Below are 15,592 nucleotides of genomic sequence, written 5' to 3' on the forward strand. Positions count from 1 at the left end.
GTGGGCTATGGCTTTAATGAAAACTGAATAATAATGAGCGAAACATTCACGTTTGGAGAAAGGCTGTGGACCTGGTGCAACTGGAGATCTTCAAGGCCGTGGCAGAGCAGGGCAGCATCAGTGCCGCCGCGCAGCATATCCATCGGGTGCCGTCGAACCTGACCACGCGTATCAAGCAACTGGAGGAGGACCTGGGCGTGGAGCTGTTCATCCGCGAGAAGAGCCGCCTGCGCCTGTCCCCCGCAGGCTGGAACTTCCTCGAATACACCCGGCGCATCCTCGACCTGGTGCATGAGGCGCGGTTGACCGTGGCCGGTGAAGACCCGCAAGGCACCTTCGCCCTGGGGTCGCTGGAAAGCACGGCCGCGGTGCGCATCCCGGCCTTGCTGGCGGCCTACAACCAGCGCTACCCCAAGGTCGACCTGGACCTGTCCACCGGGCCGTCCGGGACCATGCTCGAAGGCGTGTTGTCTGGCCGCCTGGTGGCGGCGTTCGTCGACGGGCCGGTGCTGCACCCGACGCTGGAAGGCATGCCGGTGTTCGAGGAAGAAATGATGGTCATCGCGCCGCTCAACCACGCCCCGGTAACCCGCGCCCAGGACGTCAACGGCGAAAGCATCTACGCCTTCCGCGCCAACTGTTCGTACCGCCACCACTTCGAGAACTGGTTCGTGCAGGACCAGGCGGTGCCGGGCAAGATCCACGAAATGGAGTCGTACCACGGCATGCTGGCCTGCGTCAGCGCCGGCGCCGGCCTGGCGATGATGCCGCGCAGCATGCTCGACAACATGCCCGGTTGCAGCACCGTCAGTGCCTGGCCGATGTCGGAGGATTTCCGTTACCTGAAGACCTGGCTGGTGTGGCGCCGGGGCACGGTATCGCGCAGTTTGAGCATGTTCGTGAAACTGCTCGAGGAAGGGCGCGCAACCTGATGTTCCAGCACAATATTCACACCATTGATGCGAATTTCATCAAGACGACCATGCATCAGCACGAACGCCGTTACGCCCGAAGGATCAGATAATAGGTAAGCCATCCTCGAAAGGAGGGTCGTACCATGCGTAACCATCACTATGCCCTCGGCGCGGCGCTGCTGATCACCCTGGCGCTGCCATGGACCCTGGCGGCCGCCGCCGACCTCAATGCCCCTATCGACATGCAGGCCGTGCAACTGCAACAGCAGGAGCAGAACGGCGTCCGCTACCTGCAAGGCGGCATCGGCCAGGATGAAGCCAACGCCCTGCGCAAGACCCCGGGCTATGACCTGCACGTGGAACTCTCCACCGGCCCGGAAGGCAAGTTCCAGAGCGGTGTCACCGTCGACATCCAGAATGCACAGGGCCAGCCCGTGCTCAGCCTTACGGATGCCGGGCCGCTGCTGTATGTGCAGTTGCCTCCCGGCAAATACAAAGTGACTGGCAACGCCCAGGGTGAGACGGTGCAGCAATTGGTGACCGTGAATGGCAAGACCCCCGCGACCGTGAACCTGAACTGGCGTTGATGGAAAAACGGGCAGGAGTACGGATGTGCTCCTGCCTGATAGGAGCGCATCGCCATGAGCCTGGACCTTCAGCTGGAGATGTTGGACGAGCGGGGCTATGTGTTGCTCCCCGGTGTGCTCGAACCCTTGCGTATCGCCTTGCTGCGCTGCGCCATCGATGACCTGCAGCCCATCCACTGGGATTACCAGGGGCTGCTGGAGCACTACAAGTGCGTGTTCAACCGCAACCCGTTGTGGTTGCCCTTTCTCGACCTGCCGCCGCTGATTGCCCTGGCCGAAGCGGCACTGGGCGCCGACTGCCATGTGATCGGCCAGACCGCCTGGCGCAGCCACCCGGGCTACCCCGGCGTGGCCCTGCACCTGGACCATCTGCCCATGCAGTTGCCCGACTGGCTCAGCGAGCGCGGCGACTTCACCCAGCCCCCGCAGATCCTGACTGCGCAGCTGTACCTGAGCGATATCGACCATCACATCGGGCCGACCTGGATTGTGCCCGGCAGCCACCGCGCGGCGCGGCCACCGCAGGCTGGCGAGCAACACTGGCAGGGCCGTGAGGCCCAGCCGGTGCTGTGCAAGGCAGGGGACGCGCTGGTGTTTCGCAGCGATGTCTGGCACAGCGGCGGGGCCAACTGCACCCAGTCACGCGAGCGCGACATGCTGCAAGTGCACTATGGCCGGCGCATGGTCGCGCAGAAGTTTTCGCCGTACCTGAACTGGCGTTTCAACCCGCAGGTGCTGGAGGAAGCCACCCCCAGGCAAAGGCGCCTGCTGGGCGAACACGAAGAGGCGGAATACGACTGACCGCTGCTGTTCGGCATGGCAGATGCTGGCGCAGGGTATTAGCCAATGGTGGCAATTCACTTTCAACTTTGTGTTTATCTGGTCGATAATCAGAAAAGTATTACTTCGTGTGACCGGTCTGGATGCATCCGGTCACCACATAAGATCGAGGGGCCCAAGCCCCCACTTGCCGTATAGACCATCAGGAGAAGTCATTGATGAAAACCCGTCTAGCAGCTTCGCTGGCTGCTGCAGTGCTGGCCTTTGCCGGAACGAATCTGGCTCAGGCAGCACAGGTGACCGGCGCCGTCGGCGCCACTGGCCAAGGTGACATGACCTACCGTATCGGCCTGTCGTTCGACTGGGACAAGAAATGGCTGGAAAGCAGCACCGGTCATCTGACCGGGTACTGGGATGCGGCCTACACCTACTGGGAAGGCGGTGAGGCCAGTGGCGCGCACTCGCTGTCGTTCAGCCCGGTGTTCACCTACGAGTTCAGCGGTTTCACCTATACCCCGTACATCGAAGCCGGCATTGGCCTGGCGGCGTTTTCCAAGACCGACGTGGGCGACCAGCGTCTGGGCTCGTCGGTCAACTTCGAAGACCGCATCGGCTTCGGCCTGAAACTGCCGGGGGAGCAGAAGGTGGGGATCCGCGCGATGCACTACTCCAACGCGGGGCTCAAGCAGCCTAACGACGGCATCGAGTCGTACTCGCTGTTCTACAGCAAAGGGTTCTGACCCCCCGGGGGCCGCTTTGCGGCCCATCGCCGGCAAGCCAGCCCCCACAGGGACTGCGTATGGCTGAAACGATGCGGTCGAGGTGGGAGCTGGCTTGCCGGCGATGGGCTGCAAAGCAGCCCCAATAACTGTCAGAAGGTATACGAAACCCCAGCTTGCACCGTCCGCGGCGCGCCTGGGTAGGCGTAGAAGTTGAATGCTCCCTCGTCGTATTCCTTGTTGAACAGGTTCTTCAGGTCCAGGTTCAGGCGAATATTGTCGTTGACCTTGTAAAAGGCCAGCAGGTCGACAACGGTGTACTGGTCCATGTTGTAAGTCACCGCCTCTGTCTGGCCATTGCGGTCATCGACGTACTTCACCCCGACACCCAGCCCAAGGCCCTTGGCCAATCCGTCCTGAAATTCGTAGGTGTTGAGCAGGCTGACGCTGTTCTTGGGAATGTTCGCCAGTCGGGTGCCAGTGGGCAGGCGGTTGTCCTTGGTCACCTCAGCGTCGACATACGCGTAGCCACCGATCACCCGCCACTCTGGCGTGACATTGCCGGCGATGTTGATATCCAGGCCACGGCTACGCACTTCGCCAGCGGCAAGGTTGTAGTTGGGGTCCGCCGGGTCGCGTGTCAGCACATTTTCCTTGACGATGTGGTAGATCGCCGCGTCAACGCTCAGCTGACGGTCCGGCGCTTCCCATTTGACACCCAGCTCATACGATTTGCCTTTCTCCGGGTCGAAGCCCGAACCTTGCAGGCTGGCGCCGCTGTTGGGCTTGAACGAACGGGCGGTGTTGGCATAGACAGCGACAGTTTCGGTCAGGTCGTAGATCAGGCCAACGCGCGGGGTGACGCCATTCTCGCCTTTGCTGAAATCTCGGTTTGCGGACCGCTTGTCGTCGTAGTCATGCTCGAAACGCTCGAAGCGTACACCTGCAAGTGCCTTCAAGCGCTCAGTCAGGGCCACCTGGTCCTGGATGAAATACGCCCAGGTCTCGAGCTTCTCGCTGTCCCAGGTGGTTGGTACCGCTGCCAGCTCCGGCCTCGGCTGGCCTAGTACCGGGTTGTAGATATCAATCGTGTAGGGCGCGGTGGAACGTCGAATGATCGAACTGTAGTGGTAGTTCTCGTACTCGACGCCGGTCAGCAGGGTGTGGCTGAACGCGCCTGTATCGAAATGCCCGGTGAGGTTCAGCTGCCAGTCGCGGTCGGTCCACTCCAGCTTGCGGTAATTGAAGTTGCGCTGCAGGGTATGGCCATCTGCAGGGGCACTGGTGGCCTCTACAGCATTGCCTTTGAGCGAGCCGTCAAGGTATTGGAAGCCTCCACCCAGCGTCCAGTTGTCGTTGAGCAGGTGTTCGAAACGCACCTGAGCCATGTTGTTGTCGTTGTGCAGAAGGTTGTCGCTGCCTTTTTCCCAGATATAGGTGTCGCGCGAGGCGCTGCCAGTCTGGGTGGCGTAGCGGGTCAGGCCACGGTCCAGCGGGTGGTTGTTGCGCATGAAGTCGCCCTCGAAGACGATCTTCGTGCTGTCGTTGACCTGCCAGCTGAGCACCGGCGCCACGTCATAGCGCTCGCTTTCCACGTCGTCACGGAAGCTTTCGCCGCCTTCGCCCAGCAGGTTCAGGCGGTAGGCCAGCGAGCCGTCCTGGTTCAGCGGCCCGGTGGCGTCCAGGGTCGCACGGTGCATGCCTTGGTCATCGAACTGGCTGCCCAGGGTAACTTTCGACTCTGGCAGCGGCTGCTTGCTGACCACGTTGAAGGTGCCACCGGGGTCGCCACGGCCGTACAGGCTGCTGGCCGGGCCACGGATCACTTCCAGGCGCTCGACGGTGTTGGCGTCGGGGGCGTTGGGGTAGCCGCGGTTGATCGGGAAACCGTTGCGGTAGAACTCCCCGGTGGTGAAGCCACGCACGGTGAAGGTGGTCAGGCCCTGGCCGCCGAAGTTGTTGGCGCGGCCGACACCGCCGGCGTAGTCCAGGCCGTCCTGCAGGCGCGTGGCGCCGGTATCTTCCAGTACATCCTTGGGCACCACGCTGACCGATTGCGGGGTTTCGTGCAGGGCGGTGTCGGTGCGGGTGGCGCTGGCCGAGCGGGTAGCCTTGTAGCCCTCGACCGGGCCATCGGCACGTTCGCTGTCGGCGCTGCTGGTGATGTTCAGGGCCTGGAGTTCGATCTGGGCGGGTTCGCTGAGCGGTTCAGGCTCGGCAAAGGCCAGCGGGGAGACAGCATGAAGCACACAAAGCGAAACGAACGTGCGACGCATCGACGGTACGATCCTGGAGTAGGGCGCTGAGGGTAGGGTGGGCAAGCGCCGAGAAGCTACTACGAATCATTATCAAATGCATTCTTTTTGTGTGGCACTGGTGTACCAGATACCAAGACTGAAATCCGTGTTGGCCTTTTCGCGGGTAAACCCGCTCCCACAGGGGGCTCCAGGCCTGAGGTCAGTGGGATACCTGTGGGAGCGGGTTCACCCGCGAAGAGGCCGGTGCAGGTATACCAGCACTCAACGAACCGCCTTGATCGCCAGCACATTGCACAGCGGGTGCTCCAGCACATGCGCCGTGGTCCCGCCCAGGAACGTCTGCATGGCGTCATGCCGGTGGCTGCCCATCACGATCACATCCGCCCGGCTATGCCCGACGAACTGGGCAATCACCTTGATCGCGGCCCCTTCCAGGAAGTGCCTGCGCTCCAGCGGGATCTGGTGGTGGTCGCCCAGCCGGTTGAACGCCGCCCGCTGCGCGGTGCGCACGCTGACATCGAAGCCGGGCATGGTCACTGTGCCGGCGCCGAAGTCGGCAATGTGGGTCTTGGCCGCGTCACACACATGCAGCAGGTGCAGTTCGGCATTGCACTGCAGGGCCAGGGCATGGGCGCAATGGATCACCTGCTCATCCAGGTGCTCGCCGGCGCCATGGCTGTTCAGGTCCACCGCGGCGGCAATCTGCCGGGGCAGGGGCAGGCGGATATCGCTGACCAGGTGCACGGCGACCGGGCTGTCCTTCAGCAACTGCCAGTCCAGTGGCGTTACCAGCAGGCGCTTGAGCACCGGTTCGTGCTGCACGTCCTTGATCAACAGGTCGCAACCCAGCCGTTCCACCCGCTCCAGCACGCTGCCCAGCGGGTCGCGGGTCAGCAGCAGTTCGGTAGACACATCCAGGCCGGCGTTGGCCAGTTGTTCGGCTTCGTCCGCCAGCCATTGGCGGTTGTCGCTGAGCAGCCGCTCACGCTCGCGGCTATCGCTCATCAAACCGAAGGTGTCGACATCGTCGACGAACACGTTGATATCCAGCAAGGCACCGCTGGATTCCGCCAATGCCGCAGCGCGTTGCAGCGCCGGCGTGTGGCGCATCTGCGGGCCGAGCATGACGAACAGACGCTTGAACTGGCTCATCTCACACCTCCACGTGTGGCAGCCCCCCGGTGATCTGGTCTTGTTCAGTCTAGACCGCGCAGGGCCGCATGAGCAGCCGACGGAGGCTGGCGCGGCACGGTGTGTCGGGTATGATGCGGGCCCCATCATTTTCACGAGGCCCGCCCCATGTCCCTGAGTGCTGAACAGATCGGTGAATTCCGCGCCTTCGCCGAGCAGCTGGCCGATGCTGCTGCCGTGGCGATCAAGCCATACTTTCGCGCCAGCCTGGACGTCGAGGACAAGGGGGGGCGGCTGTACGACCCGGTGACCGTGGCCGACAAGGCAGCCGAGGACGCCATGCGCGAGCTGATCCAGGCCCGCTATCCCGACCACGGCATCCTCGGTGAAGAGGCCGGCGTGGCAGTCGGCAGCAGCCCGCTGACCTGGGTGCTCGACCCGATCGACGGTACCCGTGCCTTCATCACCGGCCTGCCGCTGTGGGGCACGCTGATTGCCCTGAACGACGGCACGCGCCCGGTGGTAGGGGTGATGAACCAGCCGTTCACCGGCGAACGCTTTGTCGGCACACCGGAAGGCGCCTGGCGCAGCGGTACGCCGTTGCAGACCCGCGCCTGTGCCGACCTGGCCTCGGCCACGCTGATGTGCACCACCCCGGACATGTTCGATACCGCCGCGCGCAAGGCTGCGTTCGAGGCCGTTGCCAGCAAGGCGCGCCTGATGCGCTACGGTGGCGATTGCTATGCCTACTGCATGCTGGCTTCCGGGTTTGTCGACGTGATCGTCGAGGCAAGCCTGCAGCCGTATGACGTGCAGGCGCTGATGCCGATCATCGAAGGGGCGGGCGGGGTGATCACGGCGTGGGATGGCAGCAGCGCGCAGAATGGCGGGTGCGTGGTGGCCTGTGGTGACCCGGCGCTGCATGCACAGGTGGTGGAGATGTTGCGTCACGCCATGTGATTCATGTGTTGCTTGTGCCGGCCCCTTCGCGGGCTTGCCCGCTCCCACAGGTTCATCACAGGTGCTGCGGGCTGTGCGGTCCCTGTGGGAGCGGGCAAGCCCGCGAAGAGGCCGGCACAGGTATCCAACCCCCCCGATCACCGCACTTTTTCCAATTTCCGGGCTCTATGTTTGGCCAGGCCACACTGATCCCCGGTGCGGCCGCCGAATATCGACCCGGTGCCGATGGTTGCAAGCAAGCCAAAATTCTTCCTCCGCCTGCTATTGGCAGGCGCCCTCACATGCCTGTGCGCCTGCACCCAGCAGCAGGGTCGCGACATGGTCAACCAGCTCGGCAACGGCAAGCCCAGCGAACTGTTCCAGACCAGCGTCGACCGTCTGGCCACGCTGTCCATGCGCGACAACCTGCAGAGCTTGTACCTGCTGATGAACAAGCTTTACCTGCGCAACCCCAACCAGTGGAAGCTGTCCGGCTACGTGGATGCTGCAACTGCCGAGCGGCAGATCCGTATCGCCATCGAGCAACGCCAGCCCTTGCCACAACTAGGCAACCGTCGCGACCTGGCAGCCTTGAGCTACGCCCTGAGCCCCGAGTTTCGCGGTGACCGGGTCGGTGCGTTCATCTACGCCATCGGCAGCATGCTGATCACCGCGCACGGCGGGCGTACCGAGTTCTACATGACCGATACCATCGACCCGCTGTTCATCAACAACGCGGCGCGCAATATCGAGAAGGCCACCTGGATGTTGAGCCAGCGGCAGGATGCCAATGGCGTGCTGCTGTTGTTCTCCAACGAAATCTCGGAAGAGGGCAGCAACCTGAGTTTTGCCGTTGAGTTCGGCAAGATCGTGGCACGGCTGGACTTGCTGGCGGAGTTGCTGGATGAGCGGTACAGGCGGATTGGCTTGAATTATGCGCAAAGCCTGTTGTTGATGAACTTCCTGCCGGTGCAGTGAAATGGGCGGTTCCGGGTTGCCTGTACCGGCCTCTTCGCGGGCATGCCCGCTCCCACAGGGATATCACCAGCCTGAAGGGCGATGAGGTACCTGTGGGGGCGGGCGTGCCCGCGAAGGGGCCAGCACAGGCAACCGACATTCAGCGGGTACGCAACGACTCCAGCAACGGCTGAAACTCCGCCAGCAACCAGTCCCGCAAGCGGCAGCAACTGGAGTCATGGTCCTTGTCTTCGTTGAACGCCAGGAAGTGGAAGGTATCCTTGAGCACCAGTTCCTCTTCCACCGGCCTTGCCAGCAGCCCTTGGGCCACCAGCGGCTCTACCAGGTGGTGCCAGCCCAGCGCCACGCCCTGGCCACCCAGGGCCAGCTGCACCAGCAGGTTGTAATCGTTGGCATTGAAGAAGTGCGGGCCGGTGTTGGCGCGGCTTTTCAGGTCGATGTCATGGAACGCCAGCCAGACGTTCCAGTCCACGTGTTCGGCCACCTGCGAGCGGCCATAAGGGCTGAGGTTCAACAACGTGCCATCGCGCAGCCCCTGCAGGGTACGCACCTCTGGGTGCTGCGCCAGGTACAGCGGCGTGCACACCGGGTAGATCACGTCGTGGTTGAGCTGGTGCGAGCTGTAGCCCGCCTGCACCTTGCCCAGTTTGGTGATGTAGATGTCCGGGCGCACCCCGGGCTCCATGGCCAGGAAGTTCTGCGTGGTCACCAGGTTGATGTCGATGTCCGGGTTCTCATCGAAGAACCTCGGCATCCGCGGCCCCATCCACAAGGCGGCGAAGGCCGGCGAACAGCACAGGGTGACCACCTGCTTGCTGTTGGTGTTGCTGCGAATGCGCTCGGCAGCCTGGGAAATGTTGACGAACGACAACTGCACCGCATCGAAGAAGATCGAGCCGGCCACCGTCAGCTCCACCGCACGGCCCACGCGGGTGAACAACTCGGCGCCCAGGTAGGTTTCCAATTCGCGGATTTGCCGGCTGACCGCTGCCTGGGTCACGCACAGCGCCTCGGCGGCGCGGGTGAAGTTCTGGTACTTGGCGGCGGCGACGAAGACTTTGACCGCACGCAGCGAGGGCATCTTGATCAGCGTCTGATCGGGTTCGGAGTGTCTGACCATGTCGGTGGGGTGCAGGTCCTTTGTAGGAGCAGCCTTGTGCTGCGAAAGGGCCCCTACAGGCACCCAAGGCTCAAGTGTATGAGCCGGTCTCTTCGCAGCACAAGGCTGCGCCTGCATTCAAGCGCACTGCGCCAGGCTCTGGCTCGGGGCTCAGGTCCTGATTGATAACTTCAGGTAATGGTTTGCGTGAAACAAATGTCGTTGGACCCGCTCTGGTTCAAGGCCTAACGTTAAACACACGGCGCGACATTCGAGACATCGATAGTCGGACAATTTTGAAGCAGGACATTCTGCGTGCCGGTTTTGACTCACGTTCGAATTTGAACGGACTGCCAAGCGTACTCGCACTGATCGCTACCCGCCTTATTGAAAGTGCGATGTTGAAAGATTGGTTAATAAGCATAATAAAGAGGGTCGTATGAGCCATGCCGATGAGATTCTTTCGGTAAAAAACATCTTCAAAGTGTTCGGTCCCAACCCGAACATGGCCATGGAGATGCTCCGCAAGGGGGCCGACAAGAACGAAATCTTCAGCAAGACCGGCCACGTCGTCGGCGTGTTCGATGCAAGCTTTTCCGTCAAGCGTGGCGAAATCTTCGTCATCATGGGCCTGTCCGGTTCGGGCAAGTCGACCATGGTGCGGCTGTTCAACCGCCTGATCGAGCCCACCTCCGGCAGCATTCACCTCAACGGCAAGGAAATCACCGGGCTCTCCGACAAAGCCCTGCTGGATGTGCGCCGCAAGGAAATGGGCATGGTGTTCCAGTCATTTGCACTGATGCCGCACATGAGCGTGCTGGAAAACACCGCGTTCGGCCTGGAAATTGCCGGCGTAGCGGAGGCCGAACGCCACAGCCGCGCCCGTGAAGCATTGAGCCAGGTTGGCCTGGCCGGCCATGAAAACAGCTACCCGCACCAGTTGTCTGGCGGCATGCAGCAGCGTGTAGGCCTGGCCCGGGCCCTGGCCAACGACCCGGCGATCCTGCTGATGGACGAGGCGTTCTCCGCGCTCGACCCGCTGATCCGCAGCGAGATGCAGGGCGAGCTGATCCGCCTGCAGGCCGAGCAGCAGCGCACCATCATCTTCATTTCCCACGACATCGAGGAAGCCATCCGCATCGGCCATCGCATCGCGATCATGGAAGGTGGCCGCGTGGTGCAGATCGGTACCCCGCAGGAGCTGATCAACCAGCCGGCCAACGACTACGTGCGCACCTTCTTCAAGAGCTTCGACAGCTCGCGGGTGCTCAAGGCCGGTGATGTGGCCAAGTTCGACCCGGCGGTGGTGTGCAAGGTCAACGGCAAGGCCCCGAGCTTCCAGGCCGGCGTGCCGTTCGGCTACCTGGTCGACGACCGCGGGCAGTTGCTGGGCGTGGTCGACACCGACGCCAATGGCGCTACCGCCAGTGAGCGTTACAGCCTGCACGAGCAGTGCCCGGTATACACCGACACGCCACTGCACGAAGTGCTCGGGGTGGCGGCCGACCTGCCGTACCCGGTACCGGTGCTCGACCGCCAGGGCGCCTTCAAGGGCACGCTGTCGAAGAACGAGCTGTTGCAGACCCTGAGCCGCCACTAATACCCAGAGGTACACCCTCATGTCCGAATTCAGCATTCTCGACCCGTTCCAGGCGGCCACCATCCCCTTGGGCGACTGGGTCACCGCCACCCTGAACTTCCTGGTGCACAACTTCCGCGAGGTGTTCCGCGCCATCCGCTGGCCGATCGACCAGGTGCTCAATGGCATCGAGTTCACTCTGCAGAGCATCCCACCCACCATCGGCATCATTCTCTCGTCGCTGCTGGGCTGGCAGCTGGCCGGCAAGCGCATGGCCGTGCTGTGCTTCGTCACCCTGACCCTGCTCGGCCTGATCGGCGTATGGGCCGAGTCGATGACCACCCTGGCGCTGGTGCTGACCTCGGTATTCTTCTGCGCGGTCATCGGCATACCGCTTGGCATCCTGTGTGCCCGCAGCGACCGCCTGGAGCGCATCATCCGCCCGCTGCTCGACGCCATGCAGACCCTGCCGGCCTTCGTCTATCTGGTACCGGTGGTGATGCTGTTCGGCATCGGCAACGTGCCCGGCGTGCTGGTGACCATCGTGTTCGCCCTGCCGCCACTGGTGCGCCTGACCAACCTGGGCATTCGCCAGGTGCCGGAAGACAAGATCGAGGCCGCCCGTGCCTTCGGCTGCACGCCGCGGCAGATGCTGACCCGCGTGCAACTGCCGCTGGCCACCTCGACCATCATGGCCGGCCTCAACCAGACCCTGATGCTGTCGCTGTCGATGGTGGTGATCGCCTCGATGATTTCCGTCGGCGGCCTGGGCCAGATGGTCCTGCGCGGTATCGGCCGCCTCGACATGGGCCTGGCCACGGTCGGTGGCGTAGGGCTGGTGCTGCTGGCGATCTTCCTTGACCGCCTGACCCAGGCCATGGGCGCCCGCACCAGCGCCGACCCGAGCCTGCGCTGGTACCACACCGGCCCGGTAGGCGTGGTCATGCGCCTGTGTGGCGTGGCGCAACCGCAAGGGCGGCGCAAGACCGCCTGAGCACTGCAAGGCTTTTGAGACGTTCGATCTGCCGCACTTGAAGATAAAAATCAGAAGAAGGTAAGCGACGATGCACGAATCCAAGTTCTCCCGCAGCATCCTCAAATGCGCCACTGCGCTGACCCTGGTGGCAGCCGCGCTGGGCGCGCACGCCTCGGCCGAAAAACCGGGGGAGGGCGTGAAGGTTACGCCGATCTTCCCCTCCATCGCCGAAGAGCGCTTCCGTGGCGAAGTGGCCATGGAAGGCCTGCGCGAGCTGGGCTACAAGGTCCAGGAGCCGAAGGAGACCGAGTACGGCGTGATGATGGTGGCCCTGGCCAACGGCGATGCCGACTTCACCGTGCACCTGTGGGACAAATTGCACAACCAGTTTTACCAGCAGGCCGGTGGTGACGACGTGATGGTCAAGACCGGCGACATTCTGCCGGGCGTGGCCCAAGGCTACCTGATCGACAAGAAAACCGCTGACCAGTACAACATCAAGTACATCACCGACCTCAAAAAGCCAGAGATCGCCAAGCTGTTCGACACCGATGGTGACGGCAAGGCCGACATGACCGGTTGCAACCCGGGCTGGGGTTGCGAGCTGGTGATTGCCCACCACATGAAAGCCTACGACCTGGACAAGAGCATCACCGTCAACCAGGGCTCGTACTTCGCGCTGATGGCCGACACCATCACCCGTTACAAGGAAGGCAAGCCGATCTTCTACTTCACCTGGGTGCCACAGTGGATCGCCAGCGTGCTGGTCGAGGGCAAGGACGTGGTCTGGCTGGAAGTGCCGAAGACCGACCTGCCGGATGGCAAGAATGATGTCGACACGATGTATCACGGCAAAAACCTCGGCTTTGCCATCGACAAAGTGGTGGCCGTGCTGAACAAGGACTTTGCCAAAGAGAACCCGGCAGCGCTGAAGTTCCTGTCGCTGGTGCAGATCAGCACCGACGACGAGAGCAACCAGAACCTGAAGATGCAGCAGGGCGAGAAGAAGCCTGCCGACATCACCCGCCATGCCAAGGAATGGGTAGCGGCGCACCGCCAGCAGTTCGACCAGTGGCTGCAGGCATCGCGTGACGCGGCTGCACAGGCCAGCAAGTAACCTGTTCCATCAGTGCTGGCTTCTTCGCGGGCTTGCCCGCTCCCACAGGATCACCACAGGCTTGAGTTGTGTGGTTTCCCTGTGGGAGCGGGCAAGCCCGCGAAGAAGCCACCGCGATTTCCGCAGTAGAGTTAAAGCCATGAGCCACTTCGAAAGCATCCTCAAGAACACCAACCTGGCCCACCTGGACCCGGCCATCCGCACTTCGCTGTCGATGCCATGCCAGCGTGTCGCCTTCGTCCTGCGCGAGCACTTCTCGATGATGGCCTTCACCGCCGCCATGGACAGCCTGGTCACCGCCAACCTGATGAGTGCCACGCCGTTGTTCCAGATTCAGGTAGTGGGTGAGGGTCCCCAGGTGATGAGTGACCTTGGCATCGCCCTGCCGGTCAACACTCAACTGGCCGACCTGGAGGTGCAAGGCCTGGACTGCCTGCTGGTGTGCGGCGGCTTCCGTGTGCGCCTGGAAACCGCACCGCTGCTGCGCGCCAGGCTGCGTCAGGCCGACCAGCACGGCTGCCAGCTGGGCGGTTTGTGGAACGGTGCCTACTTCCTGGCCGAAGCCGGTTTGCTCAACGACCATGATTGCGCCTTCCACCCCGATGGCCGGGCGATGATGAGCGAGCTGTTCCCCAAGGTGCGCATCAGCCGCCAGGCCCATGTGCTGGACCGCCGGCGCATGAGCTGCGCAGGTGCCAGTAGCGCGCTGGACATGATGCTGGCGCTGCTTGAACAGTGCGGTGGCGTAGCGTTGCGCCGCGCCGTGGAGCAGATGCTGGCGTGCGACCGGGCGCGGGTACTGAGTGATGCACCTGCCAGCTCGCCGGAAATCGACCCAAGCCTGCCCAACGGCGTGCGCCTGGCCCTGGAGCTGATGCACGCCAATATCGAAGACCCGATCGGCATCGATGAGATCGCCGAGCATGCCGGCTTGTCCAGGCGGCATCTGGAGCGCCTGTTCCGCCGGCATGTACAGGCCACGCCGCCGCGTTACTATCTGGAGCTGCGGTTGACCCATGCGCGGCAGTTGCTGCAGCACACCAGCAAGTCATTGACCGAAGTGGCGGTGGCCAGCGGGTTTGTCAGCTTCCCGCATTTCTACCGGCGCTTCCGTGAGCTGTTCGCCATTGCCCCGCGGCAGTACCGGGCAAGGAGCCAAGGGTGGGCAGGGCGGCAGGATGTGGCTGTGCACTGAGTTATCTACTGTTTGTGCCGGCCTCTTCGCGGGCACGCCCGCTCCCACAGAGTCTTGCACAGGCCCAGAGGGCTGCGGCGATCCTGTAGGAGCGGGCAAGCCCGCGAAGAGGCCGGCACAGGAAAACACTGTTCGATAACCGAACATCTCTCCTGCCATGAACGTCCGCTATCCGCCCATCCATTCCCAAGGTCGCATTGCCCAACCCCCGCCTTTTTGCTTAAGTGTGCCCATCCACCGGTTGTCGCCTGCCCCCGCGACCCGCAGCCGGCTCGATAGAATGACCGTGACGACCGCAACCACAGCCCCGCCGGGCCGTAGGAGGCGGCGACCAGAACAATAACGATCCGAGTGCCTTGCCTATGGAAAGCCGCCTGCTGAGCGAGCGCAGTAGCGTGTTTCATCACGCCGACCCTTATGCTGTGTCCGATTATGTGAACCAGCACGTAGGCCAGCATTGCATCGGTCTGTCCCGCACCACTCATCCGCAAGCCAGCCTCAGCCACCGCAAGTTCGCTGAACTCGACCTGTGCCGCATCAGCTACGGCGGCAGCGTGCGCGTTACCTCGCCGGCACTGGAGACCATCTATCACCTGCAGGTGCTGCTCAACGGCAACTGCCTGTGGCGTGGGCACAAGCGCGAGCACCATCTGGTGCCAGGTGAACTGTTGCTGATCAACCCCGACGACCCGGTTGACCTGACCTACTCGGAAGACTGCGAGAAATTCATCCTCAAGGTGCCGACCCGGTTACTGGACTCGATCTGCGACGAACAGCGCTGGCACCGCCCGGATGGCGGGGTGCGGTTCTTGCGCAACCATTACCGGCTGGACGAGCTGGACGGGTTCGTCAACCTGCTGGCCATGGTCTGCCAGGAGGCAGAGGTGAGCGATTCGCTGCCCAGGGTGCAGGGCCACTACAGCCAGATCGTCGCCAGCAAGCTGCTGACCTTGATGAGCACCAATATCCGCCGCGAAAGCCTGGGTTCGCCGGGTGCAAGTCTTGAACGGATCATCGACCACATCGACCGCAACCTGAAGCTTGAACTGACAGCTGAAGCACTGGCGGAGCAGGCGTGCATGAGCCTGCGCTCGTTGTATGCATTGTTCGACCGGCATCTGCAGACCACGCCCAAGCAGTATGTGCGCCAGCGCAAGCTGGAGCAGGTACATGCCTGCCTGGGTGATGCCAGTTGCGCGGTACGCAGCGTGACCGAACTGGCCATGGATTATGGCTTCATGCACCTGGGGCGGTTTTCCGAGGTGTATCGGCAGCAGTTTGGCGAGTTGCCCTCGGAAACCTTGCGTAATCGTCGCTGAG

At 62.7% G+C, this 15,592-nt stretch carries 14 protein-coding genes; 11 read left to right on the forward strand and 3 right to left on the reverse strand.

Annotated features, from left to right (window positions below; translation table 11 throughout):
* Positions 1-65: 65 nt before the first annotated feature.
* From CAG34_RS09715 to CAG34_RS09730, 4 genes are all read left to right on the forward strand, one after another.
* The gene (locus CAG34_RS09715; RefSeq protein WP_013972688.1) at positions 66-932 is read left to right on the forward strand and encodes a LysR substrate-binding domain-containing protein; all 867 of its coding nucleotides are present in this window, start codon (positions 66-68) and stop codon (positions 930-932) included.
* Between the two features lie 125 nt (positions 933-1,057).
* The gene (locus tag CAG34_RS09720; protein WP_085589575.1) at positions 1,058-1,501 is read left to right on the forward strand and encodes a hypothetical protein; all 444 of its coding nucleotides are present in this window, start codon (positions 1,058-1,060) and stop codon (positions 1,499-1,501) included.
* A 54-nt stretch (positions 1,502-1,555) separates the two neighbouring features.
* Positions 1,556-2,302, forward strand: coding sequence for a phytanoyl-CoA dioxygenase family protein (locus CAG34_RS09725; protein WP_025339027.1), 747 nt, complete (start codon positions 1,556-1,558; stop codon positions 2,300-2,302).
* 197 nt (positions 2,303-2,499) lie between these two features.
* Entirely contained in the window at positions 2,500-3,021 is a 522-nt protein-coding gene (locus tag CAG34_RS09730) for an acyloxyacyl hydrolase (protein WP_046614221.1), read from the forward strand.
* A gap of 131 nt (positions 3,022-3,152) precedes the next feature.
* On the opposite strand, the gene CAG34_RS09735 is transcribed toward CAG34_RS09730, so the two are convergent.
* Together CAG34_RS09735 and CAG34_RS09740 are read right to left on the reverse strand one after the other, a co-directional pair.
* On the reverse strand, positions 3,153-5,276 hold the full coding sequence (locus tag CAG34_RS09735) for a TonB-dependent siderophore receptor (protein WP_085589577.1): 2,124 nt from the start codon (positions 5,274-5,276) through the stop codon (positions 3,153-3,155).
* A 243-nt stretch (positions 5,277-5,519) separates the two neighbouring features.
* The gene (locus CAG34_RS09740; protein ID WP_025339029.1) at positions 5,520-6,410 is read right to left on the reverse strand and encodes a universal stress protein; all 891 of its coding nucleotides are present in this window, start codon (positions 6,408-6,410) and stop codon (positions 5,520-5,522) included.
* Between the two features lie 147 nt (positions 6,411-6,557).
* Here CAG34_RS09740 and hisN point away from each other — a divergent pair, with 147 nt between their 5' ends.
* Both hisN and CAG34_RS09750 read left to right on the forward strand, forming a co-directional pair.
* Positions 6,558-7,349 carry a histidinol-phosphatase gene (gene hisN, locus CAG34_RS09745; RefSeq protein WP_085589579.1) on the forward strand — a complete coding sequence of 264 codons (792 nt, stop codon included), beginning with the start codon at positions 6,558-6,560 and terminating at the stop codon, positions 7,347-7,349.
* Between the two features lie 225 nt (positions 7,350-7,574).
* Entirely contained in the window at positions 7,575-8,306 is a 732-nt protein-coding gene (locus CAG34_RS09750; protein WP_085589865.1) for a hypothetical protein, read from the forward strand.
* A gap of 139 nt (positions 8,307-8,445) precedes the next feature.
* On the opposite strand, the gene CAG34_RS09755 is transcribed toward CAG34_RS09750, so the two are convergent.
* Entirely contained in the window at positions 8,446-9,426 is a 981-nt protein-coding gene (locus CAG34_RS09755) for a LysR family transcriptional regulator (protein ID WP_025339032.1), read from the reverse strand.
* 418 nt (positions 9,427-9,844) lie between these two features.
* Here CAG34_RS09755 and CAG34_RS09760 point away from each other — a divergent pair, with 418 nt between their 5' ends.
* From CAG34_RS09760 to CAG34_RS09780, 5 genes are all read left to right on the forward strand, one after another.
* Positions 9,845-11,005 carry a glycine betaine/L-proline ABC transporter ATP-binding protein gene (locus CAG34_RS09760; RefSeq protein ID WP_025339033.1) on the forward strand — a complete coding sequence of 387 codons (1,161 nt, stop codon included), beginning with the start codon at positions 9,845-9,847 and terminating at the stop codon, positions 11,003-11,005.
* A 19-nt stretch (positions 11,006-11,024) separates the two neighbouring features.
* The gene (gene proW / locus CAG34_RS09765; RefSeq protein WP_025339034.1) at positions 11,025-11,978 is read left to right on the forward strand and encodes a glycine betaine/L-proline ABC transporter permease ProW; all 954 of its coding nucleotides are present in this window, start codon (positions 11,025-11,027) and stop codon (positions 11,976-11,978) included.
* 70 nt (positions 11,979-12,048) lie between these two features.
* Entirely contained in the window at positions 12,049-13,077 is a 1,029-nt protein-coding gene (proX, locus tag CAG34_RS09770; protein ID WP_085589581.1) for a glycine betaine/L-proline ABC transporter substrate-binding protein ProX, read from the forward strand.
* A 139-nt stretch (positions 13,078-13,216) separates the two neighbouring features.
* Positions 13,217-14,272, forward strand: coding sequence for a GlxA family transcriptional regulator (locus CAG34_RS09775; RefSeq protein WP_085589583.1), 1,056 nt, complete (start codon positions 13,217-13,219; stop codon positions 14,270-14,272).
* A 362-nt stretch (positions 14,273-14,634) separates the two neighbouring features.
* Entirely contained in the window at positions 14,635-15,591 is a 957-nt protein-coding gene (locus CAG34_RS09780; RefSeq protein ID WP_075045177.1) for an AraC family transcriptional regulator, read from the forward strand.
* The last annotated feature ends 1 nt before the right edge of the window (position 15,592 follow it).

The sequence above is a fragment of the Pseudomonas sp. B14(2017) genome, assembly GCF_002113255.1.
GTDB lineage: Bacteria > Pseudomonadota > Gammaproteobacteria > Pseudomonadales > Pseudomonadaceae > Aquipseudomonas > Aquipseudomonas putida_Z.

What these genes read in the sequence shown, in the direction of transcription:
- CAG34_RS09720 (WP_085589575.1), top strand. Translation starts at nt 1,058, where the DNA reads ATGCGTAACCATCACTATGCCCTCGGCGCGGCGCTGCTGATCACCCTG.
- CAG34_RS09725 (WP_025339027.1), top strand. Translation starts at nt 1,556, where the DNA reads ATGAGCCTGGACCTTCAGCTGGAGATGTTGGACGAGCGGGGCTATGTG.
- CAG34_RS09730 (WP_046614221.1), top strand. Translation starts at nt 2,500, where the DNA reads ATGAAAACCCGTCTAGCAGCTTCGCTGGCTGCTGCAGTGCTGGCCTTT.
- CAG34_RS09735 (WP_085589577.1), bottom strand. Translation starts at nt 5,276, where the DNA reads ATGCGTCGCACGTTCGTTTCGCTTTGTGTGCTTCATGCTGTCTCCCCG.
- CAG34_RS09740 (WP_025339029.1), bottom strand. Translation starts at nt 6,410, where the DNA reads ATGAGCCAGTTCAAGCGTCTGTTCGTCATGCTCGGCCCGCAGATGCGC.
- hisN (WP_085589579.1), top strand. Translation starts at nt 6,558, where the DNA reads ATGTCCCTGAGTGCTGAACAGATCGGTGAATTCCGCGCCTTCGCCGAG.
- CAG34_RS09750 (WP_085589865.1), top strand. Translation starts at nt 7,575, where the DNA reads ATGGTTGCAAGCAAGCCAAAATTCTTCCTCCGCCTGCTATTGGCAGGC.
- CAG34_RS09755 (WP_025339032.1), bottom strand. Translation starts at nt 9,426, where the DNA reads ATGGTCAGACACTCCGAACCCGATCAGACGCTGATCAAGATGCCCTCG.
- CAG34_RS09760 (WP_025339033.1), top strand. Translation starts at nt 9,845, where the DNA reads ATGAGCCATGCCGATGAGATTCTTTCGGTAAAAAACATCTTCAAAGTG.
- proW (WP_025339034.1), top strand. Translation starts at nt 11,025, where the DNA reads ATGTCCGAATTCAGCATTCTCGACCCGTTCCAGGCGGCCACCATCCCC.
- proX (WP_085589581.1), top strand. Translation starts at nt 12,049, where the DNA reads ATGCACGAATCCAAGTTCTCCCGCAGCATCCTCAAATGCGCCACTGCG.
- CAG34_RS09775 (WP_085589583.1), top strand. Translation starts at nt 13,217, where the DNA reads ATGAGCCACTTCGAAAGCATCCTCAAGAACACCAACCTGGCCCACCTG.
- CAG34_RS09780 (WP_075045177.1), top strand. Translation starts at nt 14,635, where the DNA reads ATGGAAAGCCGCCTGCTGAGCGAGCGCAGTAGCGTGTTTCATCACGCC.